General features: G+C 61.6%; 5 protein-coding genes (1 of these 5 cut by a window edge). All 5 read right to left on the reverse strand.

From position 1 onward, the window contains the following. Positions 1 to 5,016 carry the 5' end (the start) of an SDR family NAD(P)-dependent oxidoreductase gene (locus G6N54_RS11655; RefSeq protein ID WP_163790295.1) on the reverse strand. 15,360 nt of this gene lie to the left of the window's left edge, so 5,016 of the gene's 20,376 nt are visible here — the first part of the coding sequence; it begins with the start codon at positions 5,014 to 5,016; its stop codon lies beyond the left edge, outside the window. Then, positions 4,964 to 17,311, reverse strand: coding sequence for a non-ribosomal peptide synthetase (locus G6N54_RS11660; RefSeq protein ID WP_163790296.1), 12,348 nt, complete (start codon positions 17,309 to 17,311; stop codon positions 4,964 to 4,966). Before G6N54_RS11660 ends, G6N54_RS11655 begins: the two co-directional genes overlap by 53 nt. A 280-nt stretch (positions 17,312 to 17,591) precedes the next feature. After that, entirely contained in the window at positions 17,592 to 18,779 is a 1,188-nt protein-coding gene (locus G6N54_RS11665) for an alpha/beta fold hydrolase (protein WP_163790297.1), read from the reverse strand. Further along, positions 18,776 to 19,717, reverse strand: coding sequence for a chlorinating enzyme (locus G6N54_RS11670; protein WP_163790298.1), 942 nt, complete (start codon positions 19,715 to 19,717; stop codon positions 18,776 to 18,778). Before G6N54_RS11670 ends, G6N54_RS11665 begins: the two co-directional genes overlap by 4 nt. After that, on the reverse strand, positions 19,714 to 21,615 hold the full coding sequence (locus G6N54_RS11675; protein WP_163790299.1) for a non-ribosomal peptide synthetase: 1,902 nt from the start codon (positions 21,613 to 21,615) through the stop codon (positions 19,714 to 19,716). Before G6N54_RS11675 ends, G6N54_RS11670 begins: the two co-directional genes overlap by 4 nt. Positions 21,616 to 21,692 lie beyond the last annotated feature (77 nt).

The following is a 21,692-nucleotide window of genomic DNA, read 5'->3' on the forward strand; positions in this document are numbered from 1 at the left end:
CGGACAGCGCTGTAGGCCCTCGAATAGGAAGGGCGCTGCGGTGAAGGTCGATTCCTTACGAGCCAGCTGTTCAAGGGTTTCGGGGGTGGCGCCCATGCTGAAGGTTCGTTCGGTACCGGTCAGGATGACGACACGCACGTCGTCACGGCTGGCGATGCACGCGAATTCATGCTCCAACCGTGCCAACAGTGCAGTGGTGAACATGTTGTGGTGACTTGAATCGATCATGGCCACGATAGCTATGCCGCCGGTCAACTCGGTGACGCTGACTAGGTCGGAGCCATCGGGCTCAGGGCCCTTATTCGGCACTGATTTCTCACTTTCGCCGATCGGGGGGCGGATGGGTGTTGATGGGTTGATCGTGGTTTCTTCCGTGGCCTGGTGTCGGGCTTGCCACTCCCCGACCCAATAGCGGCCGCTGCCTAGCGCGGGTACCGGCAAGTGGATGGTGTTAGGTCGATTGGTCCATAACGAGGCGAAGTCGATATCTTCGCCCGCTAGCCAGCGCCGCACCGTGGGCTCCCACTTGTTATCGACGATGTCGGTGGTGTCGCATTCAGATATCCCGCTAGCCAATGCGGTCAGTTTTTGGACGAGGTCGGTGCAGCTGTGGGCGATGAGGATGGTGCGTTCTTGCAGTCCAGTTCGGCAGCATTGCAAGGTGAATGCGACCGCCGCGAGCACGGGCGTTGCGCTGGCGCCGATCCATGATGAGATCGGCTCATCCAGAAGGGGTGTGCGCCCAAGGCGAGTGGCTAGAGAATGCGTCTCGCTGTGGCTCAGCCCGAGTGACTCCAACGTGTCGTCGAATCGGATTTCGGTGGCATCTACGCCCAGCAATTCTGAGACGAGTCTTTGGGGTTCGGTTCCGGGCTCTTCGAGTGCGCGGAGTCGCGCGGCGAGTCGCGCGGCGTACTCCCGTAGTCCTTGGATATCTCGCGCAGATATCGGGAACAAATCCTGCGGTCCTACGCTTTGGTTCAAGGGAGCTCGGGGCGGTTCCCGCAGGATCACGTGGGCGTTGGCGCCGCCTGCGCCGAAAGCCGATACACAGGCGCGGCGGGGCGTCTCCTCCGGTTTGGCCCAGGGAGCCAATTCGCGTTGGACGCTGAAAACTGAGGACGTGAAGTCGATACTGGGATTGAGGGTTTCCGCGTGCAGCGAGGGCAGAAGCTGCTTACGCCAGAATTGGAGCAGCACCTTTGTGACGCCGGCGATGCCTGCGGCGCCCTCGAGGTGGCCGATTATTGATTTGATCGAGCCGATCGGCACTGATGCGGGCTTCCGATGGTTGCCGAAGGCTCGCTGCAATCCGTCGATTTCGATTGGGTCGCCTAGCGCAGTGCCCGTTCCGTGGGCTTCTACGTAGCTGATGGTGTCGGGGTCAATGTGGTGGCGGTGCAGGGCCGTTGTGATCACTTCGGCCTGTCCGACGGGAGTAGGAACGGAGAATCCGCTGGAATGCCCCGAGTGGTTAATCGCTTCTGCTTCAAGTACTCCCCAGATGTGGTCGCCGTCGGCGAGTGCATCAGCAAGTGGGCGCAAGAGGACAACGCCGACGCCTTCGCCGGGGACGTAACCTGTTCCGCCGGAACCGAATGTCCGGCACCGGCCGTCGGCGGACAGAAATCCGCCTTCGGCGAGCTGAAGGTATTTGGCGGGATGGGTGGTGAGGTTGACGCCGCCGGCCAGTGCCATGTGACAGTGGCCGGCGGCGAGCGCGTTGGCGGCCAGGCTTATTGCTGTCAAGGACGACGAGCAGGCAGTGTCGACGGCGAGTGACGGTCCGGTGAGGTCGAGTGCGTATGACACTCGGTTGGCGATGGCGGCGTGCATGGCGGTCGGCGCTGCTTCCTTAACGGCGGCAAGCTGGTAGTGATTCCACATCACACCGACGAAAACCCCGACGTCTCGGCGCTTAAGGTTGGTTGCGGGATAACCCGCTTCTTCCATTGCGGTCCAACATGTTTCCAGAAATAGACGTTCCTGGGGGTCCATCCGCTCGGCGTCGCGACGAGAGATGCGGAACATGGCTGGGTCGAATCGGTCCCAGCTATCAACGAAGCTGCCGTGTCGCTGTCCGGCGGCATTCAGCGTGGTTGTCGGGACTCCCCTGCCGACCCAGCGTTGCACTGGTACCGGTTGGATGCTGTCTGTTCCGCTGGACAGGATTGCCCAGATTTCGTCGGGTGTCTCAGCGGTTCCGTAGCGTCCGGCCAGGCCGACAATGGCGAGTTCTAGCGGACCGCGGTAGATAGTTGGTTTACTTTGAAGCGACTGCGGGCGATCTTGGCCGGTGATCTGGGGCAGCGATGCATTGGTAGACAATGGCTCTGGTGTGGACGTTTCCAGCTCGTTGTCGGCGGTGGCCATGGCCGGTTGGACCCAGCCGGCTTGGTCCCGGTCCCCGTAGAGGACGGCGGCGACCCCTTCACGCAAGGAAGTCAACACCGCGTCGAAGCCGTTGATGGCGACCTCGGTAGGCAGCGGCAGTAAGCCAGTGCGGCGTGTGGCTTGACTTTGCTGCTCAGCGGACATCGCCATCGCCCCGTCGGCCCATAACGGCCAGGAAAGAGCCAGGGTGCGTCCTGGTCGGTCACTGCTGGCGGCGCGCTGCTCCGCCAGCGTTTCCAGGGCGGCTTCGGCAGCGGCGTATGCGCTTTGTCCGGCGTTGGGCAGCCACGCCGCCAAAGACGAGAAGGCAATAAACCACCGCAGTGGATCGTTGGTTGTGGCGCTATCGAGCAGCTGGAAACCGCGCACTCGGGCGGAGAAGGTCTCGGTAATGGCGTCGGCTGTGATCCTGTGGTGCAGCTGGTCATGGCGGGTGCCGGCCAGGTGGAAGACGGCTTCGATGGGTCCGTGGCACCGTCGAACGTCAGCTAGCGCGCGATGCACTTGAGCCGGGTCGGCCACGTCGCAGCGGTGATAGGTCACCGCCGCGGACTCCGCGCGATTAGCCCACCTCTGCAACAGGTGCTCCGAGGGGGTAGATCGGCCCAGAAGCGCGATTCGTGCACCGTGGCGGGCTATCAGATCTTCGGCGAGTAACTGGGCCAGCGCACCCGCCCCTCCGGAAATCACGCATACCGCGCCGGTCAGCGTCGAGGTGGCGTCGGCAGCACCAAAGTCGCCAAACTGCTTGCTGGTAGCGCATAAAGCTTCGACGGTTCGACGGCCCGGCGCCCACGTGATGACTCCGGCGGTTTCTGACAACGGTTGAGCACGTGCAAGCTCGTCGACGAGGGCATCGCCCACGGTTTCGGCGCTACAGCGAATGATCCGGCCATGAAGTCGAGGGGCTTCTTGCCGAACGGTGCGAAGCAAGGCTGCTGTGGCTCGCGTCGCGGCTTCGGTCTTGGCGTGCAGCTCGGTTAGGGAGGCGATGACGACGATATCAACGGGTCCGCTTGTGCCGGCGCTAATTTGACTTACCGCCCTCGCGAGGGTCTGGGTGACCTCTTCGGCGTCGCAGTCGGGCTGAATCGTCAGAACGACCGCGGGCGGGTTCGAGGCGGAGGAGACCAGGGGTAGCTCGCCGCTGAAGTCCATACCGGAGCAGATGTGAACGTTTGCGTTGTGACGTTTGAGGATTCGTACAGTATTGTCGTCGAGACCGCTGGCAACGATGTGGCGACCTACTAGGACTTCGTTTGCACAAGGCGAGAGCTGCGGGTCGCGGATCTGTACGGGCGCCGCCAGGAAAGCACAAACGGCGGATGGGTTACTGCCCGATTGGGCAGGGCTAATCGTGCCCAACCGCTGGTCGTGCGGCGAGGAGATGTCGGGCTGTTCTCCGGCACCGGTCATGGGCAGCGGTCCATGGACGCTGTCGAGGTAGTGGACTAACGAGTCTATGTCGGTGTACTCAAACAGCAATGTTGGATAGAGCTGAGTGTCCACGACCTGTTCAAGTCGTCCTGCGAGGTCGACCATGGCGGTCGAATCCAGACCGAGCTCGTAGAAGCCGGTGTTCGTGGTGATGTCGGCCGGCTCGGTATCGAACAGCTTGGCAATCCAGCTGCGCAGCAGCTGTGTATACGTTCGAGGTGTTTGTTCGAACGACTCGGCGGGGGCGCCATCGTGGCGGGCAATCGCCGGCCGGTTATTGGGTCCGGGGTCAGACGAATTGGTAACGAGTCGAGTGATGAGGTCTGGGGTCCGGATTCGTTTGCAGCTCAGCTTTTCAAATATTGCGCACAACCGACCATCAGGGCTGTAGAGGCAGTAGTCGTTCTCGATGATCTCTGTGCTATCGGCAAGAGTCCCGGCCTGCGGTGCAAAGAGCAGAAATTTGGCGGGTAAGGGCGCGGCGCAGACGAATCGGTCAATGTATATCGGGATGTATGGTTCGCGGGACGCAGCGTCCATCTGGCCGTAGGCGGCAATTGTGGAAGCGTCCAGCGCGGCGGGATGTAACAAGAATTGTTCTTGGCCAGGCTGCTCAAGGGCAAGTTCAGCGACTAGGGCTTGGCCCCTGACTCGCAGGTCGCCCGTGCATCGCATGCGGGAACCGTGCTGGATGCCTTCGGCGCGGGCACGTCGGTACAATTCGCTCATCGCAATTACACGGTCGCTTTTCTGCATCGTTGGAAGCGCGGGCGCGGCGACGGGCGGCGTACCGAGAACGAGTCTGGCCTCCATATTGGTAGCCGATGCCGTAGGGCTATCGCCAGGATGGACGGCTTGGCTCGATACCCTTATTCGACCGGATGCAGTGGCGGTAGGTAGTTCGATGACGACACTGACTTTTCTCGAGATATGTTCGGTTGTCGCTAACGGCTCGGAGAATAGAATCCGTTCGAGTGTCACAGTTTCTAGCGCGATGTTGTGGTGGACCAAACATCTCAGCACGACATCGAGGAGTGCAACGCCAGGCAGCACGGAAGTGTCGTGCACCCGGTGGTTCTGCATCACGAAATCGTCGTGGCGCAACGTGAAGGTCGCGTGGATCGGTGCAGCCTCACGCACGTTTCCGGCCTCCTGTGAGATCCCAAGTTTCGCCAACGGCTTCATCAGTACTCACTGTGGCTTGAGACTTGGCGAAGTTCTGCACTGAAGTGAACGTCGGGGGCGAGAAGTTCAAATCAAGCAACGACGACGTCCATTCGTCTGACGGGTTGTGGTGCATGTCGGCAGATGCTGACTTCGTGATTGCATCGAGAGCCTCGACCCAGAGCCGGCGACGACGGAAGACTGGCGCCGGTAGCGGGCTGATGCGGGCGTGATGATCGCCGGGGGCTTCGCTGACGATGAGATGCGCGTTTGCGCCGCCGAGGCCAAAGGCGCTTACCCCAGCTAGGCGAGGTCCATCTGGCCAGGCTAAGGCGGTGCGAGCCAAGGTAAATGGCGATGACTCGAACTGAAAACGTGGATTGGGACGATCGCAGAACAATGTCGCCGGGCGAAGGTCATTTTCGATAGACAAGATCGCCTTGAGTAACCCGGCGATACCCGCGGCACTCATCAAGTGTCCTATGTTGGATTTGACACTTCCGATCACGCAGTAGCCACTGCGTTCGGTCTGAGCGCGAAAAACATCAGTCAGTGCTCGGAGCTCAATAGGGTCGCCGATGGGTGTGGCGGTGCCGTGAGCCTCGAGCAGTCCTATCTGTGACGCGGTTACCCCAGCGCGTTCAAGGGCGAGGCTGACGACTTGCTTTTGGCCGTCAATACTTGGCGTAGTCAGACCCATCGTTCGGCCATCATTGTTGAGGGCGCTGCCTCTGATTACGGCATGAATCCGGTCGCCGTCACGCTGAGCTTGTTCAAGCGTCTTTAGCAGCAGCAGCCCGCATCCTTCGCCGGGCACAAACCCATTGGCCCCCTGGTCGAAGGTGCGGCATACACCGTCCGGCGATAGTGCGCCAGCTTGGGTGAACTGTACGTACACCGATTCGTCGAGAAGGATGTCCACGCCCCCAGCGATGGCGAGCTCGCTGTCACCAGCTCTGAGGCTTTGGCAGGCGACGTGCACCGCTGAGAGCGCCGAGGAGCAGGCGGAATCGATGACGAGGTTGGGGCCACGGGTATCTAGATGCTGCGCAAGTCGAGCAGCGATGAAGTTTTGGTCGCCACCTAACGCCGCGTCCCTGGCTGCTTTGGTGACGCGGCGGCGGTAATCACCCATTCGAGAGCCGATGAAGATGCCGACTTGAGCTCCCGCCAACTGCTCGCGATCTCGGCCCGCATCGGCGAGGCAGTGTTCGGCCTGCTCGAGCACAAGTCGGATCGCGGGATCTAGCGCCGCTGCCTCGGTTTCACTCATGCGGAAGTAGTCGGGGTCGAAGTCCTCGATTCCCGGGATGAATCCACCCCAACGCGAAACGGACCTACCGGCGCCGCCATTTCGATCATAAATTCTGGCGACGTTCCAACGCCCTGGGGGGACTTCGCAGACAGAGCAGGTCCCAGAGGCGAGGTTCCGCCAAAAGGTCTGATAGTCGGGCGCGCCGGGCATCCTCGCAGCCAAGCCAATGACGGCGATGGATTGCTGGTGGTCGGCGACAATGGGTGGGCGAGCGGGCGTAGTCAGTGATGATTTTTCCAGCTCGCTTGATACGGGGTGGGCGCCAGGCGCCGTGAGAACCGCCGCGAGGTCGGTGAGGTGCGGGAACTGCAGCAAAGTCCCAGGCTCAACCGGTCGTTTCAGGTGCTTTTCGATGTCGTCTGTCAGTCGGGCCAGCATGACCGATTCGACGCCCAGGTCACCGAGCTTCCATGTTGGATCAATCTGGTCGGCCGTCAATCCACAGTGTGACGCCACGATTTGGATGAGCCAGTCCACGTTTACGGGTTCTGTCGTTGTGTGCGGGCACAACTGGTCGACAGTGGGAAGGCCTGCTGGCAAAGGGGCTACGGGCTTGCCACTGCCGGAGGCGTGCAGGACGGCTACCGGAGCCACAGCCCACCGCCCGCCGCGATGGGCGACTGCTTCGGCGATGACCAACCTCAGCACAGCTAGCGCGGCGTGATCGTCAAGCAGATCCAACCCAGCACGGCGACATGCCGCACGCGCGGTTTCGTCGGCTCGGGAGCTTTCCCACACGGGCCAGGCGATAGTGGCCATACCGGGCAGTCCGTTGCGGCGGGCAGTGTCGGCCAGCAACTCGAGGGTCCGGTTGGCGGCGGCGTAGTCGCCGACGCCGGCACTTAACGCGGGTACGACTGCGGACAGCGAGCTGAAGCTGATAACAAAATCCAACGCGTGATGGTCGATCACGTCGAGCAGGGCGCGGATTCCGTCATTTTTCGGGGAACTGACCATGTCCAGCATGTCCCAGGTCGCGGAGGTGAGCGGACCGCCGACGCGCGAGGACACGCCCGCGCAGTGTACGACGCCACGGATCGGACCCCAACGACTACAAAGTTCGCCGACAAATGAATCGAGCGCACGACGGTCGGTGATGTCGGTGAGATAGACGGCCACCTCGACTCCCGCTGAGCGAAGCTCGGTGATAGCCGTATCGAATTCCATCGTTCTGGTACGACCGGCAAGTACCAGCCTCCGCGCCCCCCAGGCGGCGAGTTGGCGCGCCACCAGCAAACCAATACCCCGGGTGGCGCCGGTGACTAAGTAGGTGCCGTACGACGACAGGACTGCGCTGGCGGTGGTTGCGGTTACTTCGGTCCATTCGGGGACCAGCAGGCCCAGGCCCTGAGGTCCGCGAGAGCAACAGACCTCCCCACGCACTTTTGATCCGACCAGAATTCGCAGCGCACCTGCTAGCTCAGCTGCGTCGAGAAGCGCCGTCGTGGATAGATCCAGGATGGTGACATCCAGATTGCCATGTTCTGCCGCCAGAGCACCGAGCAGTCCGGCTAGCCTGGCGCCGCCGGGATCCGGTGGCGCCTCAGAGACCTCCAACAGGCCGTTCGCGACCTGGATGACATGCAACGCGGCATCGACCGGGCGTGCTGCAGCGTCCCTGACCAGCTCGTAAGCGTTCCGCCAGCCGTCGTCGGTCGGCGAAGACGAGGTCCGAACTCGCGGCAGGTCGTTAAGCAGAACGAGCGTGGCCGAGCCTGATGACGGCGCGAGTAGGGGTGCTGCCGCTTGCGCGGTAGCGACAACCGTCATGGGCTGTGTTTGCCCTTCAGACCGGTACCAGTGGTCGGCGAGGGACTGCACCAGATCCGAATCGGCGTCGCTAGCCACCACCACCAGCCGGCCAGCATCCGCTGGGGTTGACGTCAGTAGCCGCCGCCAAGTGCGGTGCGCACTATTGATGGTGTCATGACGGATCGGCCAAGGTGTTGCCGTATCTGCCCAGCACCGCATTCGCGCAAATGGATAGGAAGGTAAGCCGACAATGCGTCCAGGGGGTGTCTTCGGCGGCTGGTAGCCGGTGGGGCTCCATTGACCAGGATTTGAGATCCTGGCGTCCTGGTTTGCAGCGAATTCTCGCAGTCGGTCGATTGCGTCCAGACGATCGGTTGCCTCGCAGGTCCATAGTTCGCGAAGTCGCTCGCGACCGACCTGCAGGGTGAACGCGACATCGATGAGCCGTAGAGTCCCGTCACCCTCAAGCCGGTCTGCCAAGGCGGACGCTTGTTGCCGTACCTGATCCCGGGTTGCAGCGGACAACATCAACTGGACAGGTTGGTGCTCGACATCGACAGGATGGTTCTCGTCGGCGCCATCTGGGCCAGGCGGGGGGGACTGAAGAATGGCGTGGGCGTTGACGCCGCCGGCACCGAATGCGCTGACGCCCGCCAACAGGGGACGTCCAGATGGCGGAGCCCACGCCTCAAGGCTGTCGGCGACACGGCATGATCCCCATTCGATCTCGTGATTAGGGGGCCGTGAGTGCAATGAGGGCACCAGCTGGCGATGCCGGATCTGTAGCAGCACCTTGACCACCCCGGCGAGGCCGGCGGCGGCCTCAAGGTGCCCGATATTGGTCTTAATCGAGCCTATTGGTAGGGGCCGGTCGCGGTCGTGGTCTAGACACGCGCGAAGCGCAGCTATCTCGATCGGGTCACCTAGGGTCGTTCCCGTACCGTGCGCTTCGACATAGTCGATGTCTCGTGGAGCTATTCCGCCATCCGCGAGAGCCCCGTTAATTGCTGCCGTCTGGAAGGCAGGGTTGGGTACGGTGTAGCCGGCCGTCTTGCCTCCATGGGCGATCGCGATCCCTCGTAGTAGGCCGTGGACGCGGTCATCACTGCGGCGTGCGCTGATGGCGGTGCGCAGCACGAGCGCAACCGCCCCTTCGCCGGCGACGAAGCCGTCGGCTGCCGATGAGAACGTGGCGCATCGGCCTGCTGCTGACCGCATGCCCAGCCGTTCCTGTTGGACGGTCTTGTTTGAGTGGACGCTAATGTTAACTCCGACGACAATCGCGGCCTCAACAGTTCCGGATCGCAGCGCCCGGGTGGCCAAGTCGAGAGCCACGTGCGACGAGGCGCACATCGCGTCGACCGTGAAGCTAGGTCCATGCAGGTCAAAGTGGTACGAGATCCGGTTAGCGACCCCGGCGGGGGTACCTCCGATGTCAACGGCTTCGACAGCGTTAGATGCATCGGCACCCAGGAGCGGGTATTCGTTGTGCATAACGGCTGCGTAGACACCGACCCGGCCGCCAAGAGCTTCGGCGAGGCGACAGCGGGGATAACCAGCGTCCTCAAGCGCCTCCCACACCACTTCAAGGAGCAGCCGCTCTTGTGGATCCATCCGCGCTGCATCGACCGGCGCGATACCGAACAGTAACGGATCAAAACACGCGATGTCGTCCAGGTAGCCACCGCGGCGTAAGTGAGCTGGTAACGCTGCCAGCTCGGGCCTTTCGATGGCATCGGTTATCAGATCGCTTCCATCGCATAGCTTCTGCCATAGCTGCTCAACGGTGACGGCGCCGGGAAATCTGCCGGCCATTCCGATGATGGCAATCGCCGGCGCGACATCGGGCAAATGCTGCCCGTCCTGCTCGCTTGCCCCGCGCGGGGCCACGGATTCCTTCGATACCGATTTCGGTCCCTGGATGTGCGGCGGACCGTATTGACTCTGCAGCGCCGCAGCCGCCCCAGCGAGTGTGGGGTGCGTATAAAGCAGCGTGGCAGGTATCCGACCAGATTTGACGTATGCGTTAGCAGTGTGGGCGAAGCGGACCGCGGTGCGAGAGTCCAGTCCTAGGGCAGCAACCGGGATGTCAGTGGTGATCGTGGCGAGATCGTCGATCTCAGCGGCTTCGGCGTAGAGGCCGACCAGTACCGGCAACCAATCCGCGGTGCGCTGCTTCGTCAACTGCGGGACTACAGAGTCGCGACTGTGTTCAAACGGGTAAGTAGGCAGATCAGCAACGGCCGGTAACGCCGCCCACTGGGATGTCCAGTCGATGTCTTCGCCGTTAAGCCAACGCCGCAGAATGTTGCGCCAACGGCTGTCGGCGACGTCAGGGCCTGCCAGCATTTTGTGCAACGCGGGATGGGAGGCGTCAGTTGCGGCGCAGCGCAGCGCGCTGACGGATTCGTCGACGCTGCTGGCCACAATGGCCAGGCGGTGAGCCAGAGCGACCCGCCCAAGTTGAGTCGTGGCGCACACCGCCGTCCATTGAGTGTCAGCGCCGGCCGACTCCAGCGCGTCGGCGTACCGGTCCGCAAGAATCACTAGGGCGCTGGGCGTAGCTGCCGACAACAGCAGTATCGGCGGTCCGTCACCGTCGGGATGAGGATTGGGGTGCGGGTCAGCTAGCACAGCCTGAGCGAGAGATCCGGTCGCCCCAACAGCGTTGATGAGGATGCGCCGTGGATTGCTATGTCGCGGAAAGTTAGTCGGCCCGTTCGGCAGGTTCACCTTCATCGTGCCGGTGTCGATCAGATCGTCGCAATCGGCGGCCATCCGGGTAGCGGGTATTTGATCGTGTTTCAGGCATAGCAACGCCTTGACGAGTTGCGCTGCCGAGGATGCGGCCTCCAAGTGGCCGACAATGGGCTTGATCGTCCCGGCTAATATCCCGTCGGGAAATGTCGCGTCGATCGCCTCGAGTTCGGCCGCGTCGGACAGTATCGCTCCCGACGCTGCCAGTTCTACGTAGTCAATGTCAGCTGGTGCGCATCGAGCGCGTTCGAGTGTGGCTACTAGGGCTGTTCGCTGCGCTGCAGGTGCGGGGTCCCCGAAGCGACCGACGTCACCAACGAACGCGATACCCGTTGCCTGTAGTTCAGCATGCGCGACGGCCAACGGTCCAACGCCAAGATGTGTACCCAACAGTACCGCCGCTCCACCTTCACCAACGATCCAGCCGGGGTGCTTAGGGTCATATGCACCGTCCGGAACATCGGTGGCGACGAAACCGAGATCGGCGAGCGCGCGCACATGGCTTAAGTGGTCAAGGAGATTAGCTGAACAAACGATCGCCGCGGAACATTGACCATCCCGCAGTTGGGTGGCAGCACAGTCGAGCGCAGTCAAAAATGAAGTACATGAAGTGTCGACGGCGATGCTGGGGCCGCTGAAGCCGAAAGTATGCGACAGCCGGTTAGCGATCTGCGATGCCAGGCCAGAGCGCGGTTCGCCAGGCCACAGGTGACCGACGAAAACGCCCACCCGACCGCGGCTTTCGAGGGATTGTGGTGTCACCCCGGACCGCTCAAGACACTCCCAGATCAGCTCCAACAGCAGTTGTGCTTGCGGGTCCAAGTCATCCTTGTCGGCCCATGGGAACAGTGCCGTGTCGACACCACGCAAGTCGTGGTCTAGCGGTGCGGCCACGCTCAGTGACTCGGCCAACCAGTGATTTTCGGGGTCTAGGGCCTGGGCCTCGGTCTCGCCTTCAAAAATGGCTGTCCACAACTGATCCGCGTTCGCCAGGCTGGCGAACCGCGCTGCATACCCGTAAATCAGAACGCTTTCGAGGGATTCGCTAGGACCGCTGGTGAAGGTATCTGATGGTTGGTGAACCCGCGCGGTAGCGTCACCAATAGCTAGCGGCATGCGCACGTCTGTGTGAGCGCCGGGCCCGAACGCACCGAACAAAAGGGTGTGCAGCACTTTTTGGTCCTCATCGAGCTGGAGCGCTGACGCTACGTAGCGTTCGTCGATGCCGCCGATGGGGCAAAGTCCCACACCTGAGGTCGGCTGGGCAAGCATGAGAAGCTCAGATAGGTAGCCGGCCTCAAGCAACAGATATTTCTGGGCGTCGTCCCCGTACAACGGTGTGATGGCCCGTTGTTGACCGACCAGAAAGATCGCTCCAGCGGCCCCGTCGGCTAGTTGCCGGTTGTAGGCGATGTGAGCGCGCCGGTCAATCCCGGTAGTGTCGACTTGCCGGAGCACGCTATTTGCTGGATCAAGCCAGTATGTTCCGGCCCGAGCGGTTACTCGCTGGTCTTTGAGCCATACGTATACCTGGACGGCGTAGGTATCACCGGCCGATGGATACATTCGCCGATCCTCGCGTTGTGCGTCGGAATGAGTGCATGCCCACCCCAGCAACGCCCCGAGCTGGCCGAGGTCGACGGGAGCATCGGTGAATTCGCGATGAGTGCCTCGCCAGCCGGGCCACGCAGCGGGCACGGACAGACGCGGCAGTTCGATCGTGATATCGCTGGTGGTGGGGCGGGTGATCCGCGACGAAGCCAACGCTTGTTTGCCTACGACGTCATAGAGCAGGTCGCTGACGGCGATCTCCGATTGGCTGTCGGTGGTATGGCCACGAACGACCGCGGTGTCGGTCTGCACGCGCGCAGAAATGCACAGTGCCATGTCAGCGATCGTTGGACGGGCTACGAGCGCGTTTAGTGGGATACGAATCCCAAGGTGTTCGTGTAGACGGACGCTGAGTTGGACCACGGTGAACGACGTGGCACCTGCGTCCCACAGGTCCTCAGTAGGCTTGATTGAGCGGCCGAGAAGGTCTTCGGCAACCTCCGACAGCCAACCCACGTAGTCGGCGCCACCGGTGGAGTTTGCAAGGGCTGCAGTGGTGTCGTTCGTGGGAACCGGCGGCGGCCATGGAAGCTGGTTGCGGTCTAGCTTGCCGTTAGGGGTGGCCGGGAACCGGGCGAGGCTGACAAAGTGGCTGGGAACCATGTAGGTAGGGAGTCGATCTCGCAGCGCCGCGCGCAGCGTGGGGGTGTTTAGCCCGTCGGCAATAAGGTAGGCGACCAGCTGCTCGTCACCTGTTGGTCCGCGTCGAATGGCGACGACCGCGTCGCGCACCAGGCCCGTTCCGGCGATCGCATGCTCGATTTCTCCGAGTTCGATGCGGTGTCCACGGACCTTGACTTGTGCGTCCGCGCGTCCGCGGAATTCGATACTGCCGTCGAGGAAAAAGGACGCTCGGTCGCCGGTTCGATACATCCGCTGGTTCTCGTGGCCGATCTCGGCGACGAACCGTTCGGCGGTGAGTTCGGGCTGATTCACATAGCCATCGGCGAGGACAGCCCCAGCGATGTAGAGGTCGCCTTCCTGGCCGGGTCGGCAATGCTGCTGCTTGTCGTCAAGGATGTAATAACGGGCGTTGTCGATGGGTCGCCCGTAAGGGATGCTGCGCCAGGTGGGCTCTACACCGTGTACTTCGTGGTAGTTCGACCACACCGTCGCTTCGGTGGCGCCACCAAGGCACACCAGAGTTGCAGCAGGAAAGACGCCCATGAGGTCGACGGGCAGAGACAGAGGCGTGTAGTCGCCACTAAGGAAGAACAGCCGCATCCGCAACTGTGCGTCCCGTGTTATGCCGGGGAAGTAAGAGCGCAGGTGATCTAAAGCTGTTGGCGCCGAATTCCAGAATGTGATCGGTTCTCGATTGAGAACGCCGATCAGTTCTGCGGGATCGTGTTGTTCGGTGGTATCGGCGATATAGAGAGACGCTCCGACGCTGAGCAGACCGAAGATGTCAAAGACTGACAGGTCGAATCCCAGGGAGGTTACGCACAGTCCACAGTCGCTGGAATTAAAGTCGTACATTCGTTGACACCAGTTCAGCAAATTGTGGATGGGCCGGTGGGGCACAGCTACACCCTTGGGTTCGCCAGTGCTGCCCGAGGTAAAGATGATGTACGCCAAGTCATCGGCGTCGGTGATGGGTTCAGGCGGGCGGGGCCGCGAGGTGCTCTCATCGGCATAGATGACTCGCATCTGCCTCTGAATCTGTGGGTCAAGCCATGACGTTGTGTCCGTTGTGGTGACTACACGTTTGCAGCGGGCAGCTTCGAGCATCGAGTGGGCACGCAGCACTGGCTGGCTAAATTCAATGGGGACATAGGCGCCGCCCGCTTTCTGCACTCCGAGCGCCGCGGCAACCATCATCGGACCGCGGTGGACCACCACCGCGACACTCTCCCCCGCTGTGCATCCGTCGTTGCGAAGCTGCCAGGCAATGGCATTCGCTACATGGTCGAGGCGCCGATAAGTCCAGATGCCACCCCGCCATCGCAATGCGGTGGCTTCTGGAGTTCGCGCCGCTGTCTGCTCTATGCGCTGAAAGATTGGCCCAGGTGCCGCGAAAGGCTGTGCGGTGCAGTTCCATTGCGCGACGGCGGCGGCGAGTTCGGCTTGCGTGGCGCCGATGGTGACCACGGTATCGGTTTCAGCGACGGGACCGGGACGTGTGTTCGCGACGGCGACCGCAGGTGCCGATTCCCTGGCGAGGCGGCGCACGGTGGCAAGGTACCGGTTGAAGACCTGTTGTGGTGTGCCCGCGCTCAAGTCGTGGGCGGCGGCGTCGGCGCGCAATCGCAGGTACCCGCCAGCGATAGCACCGACCGCGTCGAAGCTGATATTCGGAGTTTCGGTAATCCACGCAAAATCAGCGGGGTCGGTGTCACCCCAGTCGGTGACGCTGGTATAGGCGATTGGATAGGTCCGGCCACTGCGGCGCAGCGCGCATATGGCGGCTTCGCTGCCCATAGTATGGTCGGCCGCCACAACCAGGCCGATTGCAGCGGCTTGATCCCACAGAGTCGTGTTTAGGTTGCGCGCCGAAGAAATCCATGCCAGTCGGCTTCGGTCCCGGGCTGTGACGGCGGTGTCCGGGCGGGCCCAGTCGACATACACCAGGCCGACCTCATGGCCGATGTGCTGGTGCCATGCGTCGGCGAGGGCGGCCGCAAGGAGCCAGTCGAGTTCGACATCACGGTCTACGCACGCTATCTGCAGGGTGTCGACGCCGGCCAGGATGCCTTCGCAGCGGACCCACCGCGTCGAAGATTGATGTGCTGCCGTGCGCATGGGATCGGGTGATAGCTCGGGCCCGGGGGTTAATTGCGCGAATTTGGCGGCCCAATAAGCCTCGGCGATCGAGGCTGAGGGAGCGCGACTCTCGGTGTGAGCTTCCGGCGGCGTGCTGTTCGGCAGGGATTGACCAGCTAATCCGCTCGCTAGGGCTCGGGTTGCTTCGTGGAGTCCGGGTGCATCAGACAGGAGCAGGTCGTAGCGCACGATGACGCAGGCTTGCTGGCTACCGTCCGGATCGTGACCTGTCAGGCACACCACTTCGGTGGATGGTGACCGGCCTAGCGGCTGCGGGGTGGCTGCGAGCTCCTCCGCAATGCGTCGCCGCGCATCATCGAAGCTCTCCTCGTGCCGAGGATGCTCGGCGGCGATCATTGCCTCGGACGGTGGCGTGAGTTGATGCTGGACCAGGTCGGGGGTGACAGCCTGCCGTAAGCTGGGGCGGGCCGCGACGACATCCCGCCAGACAGTCGGAATCCTTGCTACCGCTGCCGGTTTGATATTGACGGAGAACACCGCTGCGCAGTCGGGCGCCGTTCCGATAGTTCGTGTCAGACGATCCAGAGCGTAGCCGGTTTGTAGAACGCTGGGCACGTCGGCTTCTTGTTGATCGGCAGCCAAATAAGTCAGGCGGTTGCAAAGTCGGGCAAAGACTCGATCGGTTTGCAGCTTGGGGACCAGATCATCGGCGATCTCCCAGCGCAGAAATAGCGCATGGTCAACTTCCCATATCTGTTGTTCCAGAGCAATTCCGGATGTTTGGCAGGCACTTGACACAGGGGAAAGTGCGGCGTTGCTGCCGTCAGGGGTGGCGTCGAGCAGGCTAGTGAAAACAACAGGAAGTGCTGCGGCAATGGGTTCACCTGGAATGCGGCGAATCGCCTCGACGCCGGATACGCTGCTGTGACTCAGGTCTTTCCACAGCTCGCGGTGCAGCCGGATGGCGAAGTCGTCGGTTGTCTCGCCGGGATCCGGCCGAGCAGGTAAGACGAGGCTTGAGGCGAATGGACCGGCGACGTGGCGCGCCCAGCGCGGCAATCCGACGCGCTTGCTTGTCGTCATCACGACGCTGGCGCTGGTTTGGCCGGCGGCGGCGCATAGCGTTTCGACGAAGGCTGCTAGCACGAGCGCTGTGGGTGAAATATCGAGGCTCCGCGCTCGGCCCTTAAGGCGCTCCCACAACGCGGCCTCGAAGGTGTGCTGGACGGATCGTCGCGCGGGAGGTGCACTGTCTGGCGGGCGGGTAGGGGTGGCGTCGGCTAGCAATCCGAGGGGCGCACCCGCAAGTCGATTCTGCCAGTAGGTGATATCGGCGAGATCGGCTGGGGTGTGCAGCGTTTCGATCAGCGAGACTAGTTTTTGCGCCTGGGTCGGCGGAGTTGTTGGCGCCGTGCCGTCGGCGAAGTCCAGGAGTTCCTGGCTGATCAACAGCACGCCGAATCCGTCGGTGCTGATTGCATCGATGCTGAGGTGGATGGTGGCACGAGTGGTGTCGCCGACAATTTCAGCGCGAACGAGTTCAGTCAGGCGGTCGACGCGATTGGCAAGTCGGTCGCGCACGGCCGCGACCTCGGTGTCGTAGCGATCGTTGTCGACGCTGCGGACGTGCGCTTCGGGTGTGACATCAAAGGCCAGTCGACTGGTATCGGTGAGCCGCGCTTGTAAGCAGGGATGGCGTTGCACGACGGCTGTCCACGCGGAGGATAACCGGGCGATCGCACTGGCGCCAACGAGTTGGTACTCGCGGTACAGGTGACAGCCGACCGGGTCGTCAGTGAAGCTGGGGTCGGCGCCGACGCGATAGGCCTGTTGCAGCGGCAGCAGCCCAGCTGTCAGTTGCTCGGGAGCCGGGTGGGACATCGTCGGTGCATCGGCTAGAGATGTTGTGTGGGACTGTGATGTCTTGTTGATGGCGTGGGATTTGATGAGGTCGCACAGGCTGGTCACGGTGGCGCCGACGGCAAAGTCAGCCACCGTGACGTCGATACCGAATCGGGTTGACAGTTCAACGGCGAATCGGGTAGCGGCCAACGAACTTAGCCCCTGTCCCACGAGGCTCTCGCTGGGGTCGACCAGTTTGGCGGACCAACACTGGTCCAATAGAGCTAAGACCTCATCGCTGAGTAGTTCGCTCATCAATCCCCCCTTGATTCCAGTCCCTGGTGTTCGTGCCGATGAGGAAAGCCCTCCCGGGCATTAACGGGTGCTAGAAGCCGACACATGTTGGAGTTTGGAACGTGTTCACGGTGTCGACAATCACGAAACCGATTGTCCGCATACGAGTTTGGTATCTCCGCCAGCGAAGGGCGTGGCAGGGCCAACGCCGAATCGCGCATTGCCGCCTAACGACCGGTGGCAGAGCCGGAAGCCACTGGTTGGTGGGTAAGCCGCGAAGCTCAACTGTGTTCTCCTGCGCCTAGTCGGCAATGATCGGGTGAAATCCTTGGACATTGCGTTCAAGGGGACGTGTACTCGACTTCCTTGCGGTCGTCGTCGGTGATGGGTTGGCTAGGAATGCGAGTGCCAACGCCACGCAGTCATCGGGAGCATGGAAAATCCCGAGGTGATCGAGTCCGTTGATGTGAACCAACGGCGTGCTGAGACAACGAGATACGCATGCCGACCCGGCTGGATGCACTGTGGTGTCGCTAGCGCTGGCCACGATCTGCGCAGGAACGTTAATAAGAGCCAGGTGCGGTCGGCAGTCGGTGCCCATGACCGAGGAGTTCATACGGCAGTAGTCCCACAGCAGCGTCGAGTTGGCGTACGGATACACGGCGAGAGGCGCAAGTTCGGGATCGGATAGCGCAGTCATCGACGACACAATGTTCTGATGCAAAATCTCGACGGGCAGAGTGCCGTCGAGCACCATGTTCATGAGGGCCTGCAGATTTCGCTGATGCTCGCTTTTCGCGTCGCTAGAGCCGATCTCGTAATCCCCGAGCCACAAGCTGATCGCGTCTACGCGTTCTGGTGCGGCTGACGCCAGCGCAAGTGCAATGGTGGCGCCGCCGCAGAACCCAAGAACCCTGACGCGCGTCCAGCCTAGATAGTCCAAGACCGCCACCGCGTCTGCGACCTGGGCGGTCACGCTCAGGTCGGCCTCCGCAATGTTGGCCCGGTCACGTTCGAATAGCCCGCGTGTTGCGAATGCCGCTACCGGGGCGTGCGCGGCCAACGCCCCTGCCCAAGCATCCAGCAGCTCCAGCGGCAGGCCTGGAGCTCCCAGAAAAAGCACCGGAGTCGAGTCAGCCTCGCATAAGGCACTGCCTGTTACCACGATGCCGTCAGGTCGGGTGATCCGAAAGGATCGTCCCCGCAGCCAGGCCGAGCGGCACCGGGACTGAGCGATGGCTTCGGCGGCATCGGTACCAGGCGCGCTGGCTTGCGGGTCCAGTCGTCGCGCTGCGTCTAATGCCCGTGCCGCGATCCGATCGAAGGCGTGCGCCGGCGTATCGGTTCTTTGATCATCGATGGGCCGGCGCAGTCCTGCCGCGACAAACAGATCGAAGGTGGATTCTGACTCGCCGGGCAACGCCAGGGGGCAAATTAACTCCCGCGCTAGCGGAGCGATCCGCAGCACGGCATCGGCAATTGCGGTCATCGCACAGGGAACGGAAAGCCGCGGGTGGTTTGGGTGGCAAGGCGGTTGTGGCCGTAGGTGTCGCGACCGCTGACCACAATCGCTCCATACTTATCGAGGCTGATCGTTCCGCCATACTCGTCGACTACCTCGGTGTCGGGGTACACACGCACACAAGTTGGTACGTAGCGGCCGACATAACCTAGCCGCATTGGCCGTTCGCCTCCTAGGTGTGGGTGCGAAGCGTGCATGAGTGTCGACCAAAACATCACAGCTTCCCCGGCTTTGAGTTCGATGGAGACAGCGTTCTCAGCGGGCACTTGCCAGTCGGGATCCTTCTGCAAGTCCCGATAGTCATAACCGAAAAAGCCGCGCCGCGTACCGCCGTCCTTCACCAGGTTGGCGACGTCTGGGTCGTACTTCATGAATTTAGTCTCGTCGTAGAACATTTCGGCTTGCGTGCCAGGAATGAACTGCAGGCAACCCGTTTCGATAGTGGCGTCGGTGAAGGCAGTCCAAACGGTAATTGTCCCTCCGAATTCCTTAACTTCGTTAGGCCAGAGGATCTGGGGCGTTCCTGAGGCATTAGCGAATGTGTCGGCTTGATGCCAATCGGTTCCTTCGTCCCCGCCGTATTTGGGGAAAAATTCACTGCGCCAACATAAAACATCGGGACCCAACACAGATTTGACGCGGCTGACGATCTCGGGATGACAAATGTGCTCGGCCAGGAACGTAGAATCAAGGTGTCGATCGTAATTCGAGATGTTCGTCGATCCCGATAGCTGATCTTCGCTATAAACGGCGTGGCTTCGATCCATGAGCGCGAGCCGCTCGTGACGCCATCTGTCACGAATCACATCGGGCTCGTACACCTTGATTGGGTAGTGGAAACCGCGCTGCCGGAAGGCAGCGACTTCGTCGGCGCTCAGCCCAGCATCCACGCGTTGACCTGTCATAATGAAGCGCCTTTCCGTCGAGGAGGTTTAGTTGAAACTGCGCGCGCGAGAGGGGTTTCAGCCGGGGCGGCGAAGTTGCGACGCTCAGCGGCCACCCGAGCGATTCCGGACGGGCTGCTGTTATCGGCCAGATCTGCCGGTACTAGCTCAAGATCCAAAACTGCGTTAATTTCAGCCAGCAGCCGGACGACGGCCAGCGAGGTTGCGCCGGCGTCAAAGATGTCCCGATCGGGCTCAAATGGGTTTAACCGCAAGACGCGCTGGACGATCTCAAACACCGCGCCGGCGTCATCGGATCCATCCTGCTTGTTAGTGCTGGCCACGGCTGCACCAGCTCCGCCTGAAATCTTCGACAAATGGTCGCTGGCGCGAGCGGACAGGGACACCACATCAACTTTTCCGTTTGTACTACGAGGCAACTCATCGATAAAAAACACATGATTCGGGCACAAGTGCGCGGGCAACAACGCGCCCACGGCCTCGCGAATCTCCGTTTCACGCGCGGCTGGGCGCAAACAGGTGACTGCCTCATTCTGCAGTCTCCGTTGTACTGGCGAATGATCCACAACAAACGCAACCAGCCGATCGTCGCCGGGCCCGGCCTGCGCGGCGACGACCGCAGCAGCATTCACCCCATCGATGCTTATGAGCACCGTCTCGATTTCCTGAGGCTCGATCCGATATCCGCGGACCTTCAATTGCGCATCAGCACGACCGAGATACACCAAGTCGTCGCCGTCACGGCGCGCTATGTCCCCCGAACGGTAACAGCGCACGAGCGAACCGCAAAGCCCCAGCGGCAACGTGATAAATCGTTGTGTGTCCAGCTCAGGGCGATTGAGGTAGCCACGCGCCACACCGGGACCCGTCACTACGATCTCGCCCGCCTTGCCCTCTGGCACTGGCGCCAGGCTTGCGTCAAGTAAATGAATCCCTAGGCCGGGCAAGGGCCGGCCGATCGGGCTGCGGCCTGTGCGTTGCACATCGTTGATATCTAGACGCCGCTGCGTTGTGTGCACGGTGGTTTCGGTGATTCCGTACATGTTCACTAGCTCCGGTGAGCTGGTGCCACGGGCCAAGATCCAGTCGGCAAGCCCAGCCGGCTCTAAGCGTTCCCCTCCGAAGATCACTAGCCGTAGCGCGTCTAGGGGCGCTTTGGTCGCCAGTGCCTCGGTGCTGAAAGGTGCAAATGCTGTGGGGGTTTGACTGAGGATCGTGATCGCTTGCCGGTCAACGAGCTCAACGAACTGCTTAGGCGAGCGGGCTGTGTGTTCATCGACGATAACGATTCGGCCGCCATGCAGTAGTGCACCCCACATTTCCCAGACGGAGAAGTCGAAGCTCGATGAATGGAACATCGTCCAGACATCGGATTCACACAAGCTGAATTCTGTTGCGGTGGCGGCGAATAACGCCAGTACATTGCGGTGTTCCACCACAACACCTTTCGGCGTTCCGGTGGACCCAGAGGTGTAGATAATGTAAGCGGGATCGTTACTGGCGGCCGTACGTATGGCGGCGTCGCCAGCGTGGCGGCTTTCGTTGACTGCCTTGGTGAATGAAACAGTCTGCACATCCGATCCCGGCACATTGTCACCGATAAGCAGTGACGCGCCGCTATCGCGTAGGCAGTACTGCAGACGGCGCGTCGGATAGGCGGGGTCCAGCGGCAGATAGGCGCATCCCGCCATTGTTATTCCGACGATCGTGGCGATCAGTTCGAAACCGCGCCGCTGCGTAAGGGCCACGATAGCGTTGGCAGGTGCGCGCCGCTGAATTGCATGCGATATGGCAGTTGCATTACCTAGTAGGTCGGCGTAGGAGAGTTCTTGTTCGAGGTAGGACACAGCGATATTCGCTGGGTGCCGACCTACCGATCGAAGAAATTCTTCGGCCAAACATCTCATCGCTACTTCTCCGACGTGAGTAAGTTCGTTTGCGTTCATTAGTGCCTGATGACCAATTACAGACGCAG

This window comes from Mycobacterium stomatepiae, assembly GCF_010731715.1.
Taxonomy (GTDB): Bacteria; Actinomycetota; Actinomycetes; order Mycobacteriales; family Mycobacteriaceae; genus Mycobacterium; species Mycobacterium stomatepiae.

What these genes read in the sequence shown, in the direction of transcription:
- G6N54_RS11660 (WP_163790296.1), bottom strand. Translation starts at nt 17,311, where the DNA reads ATGAGCGAACTACTCAGCGATGAGGTCTTAGCTCTATTGGACCAGTGT.
- G6N54_RS11665 (WP_163790297.1), bottom strand. Translation starts at nt 18,779, where the DNA reads ATGACCGCAATTGCCGATGCCGTGCTGCGGATCGCTCCGCTAGCGCGG.
- G6N54_RS11670 (WP_163790298.1), bottom strand. Translation starts at nt 19,717, where the DNA reads ATGACAGGTCAACGCGTGGATGCTGGGCTGAGCGCCGACGAAGTCGCT.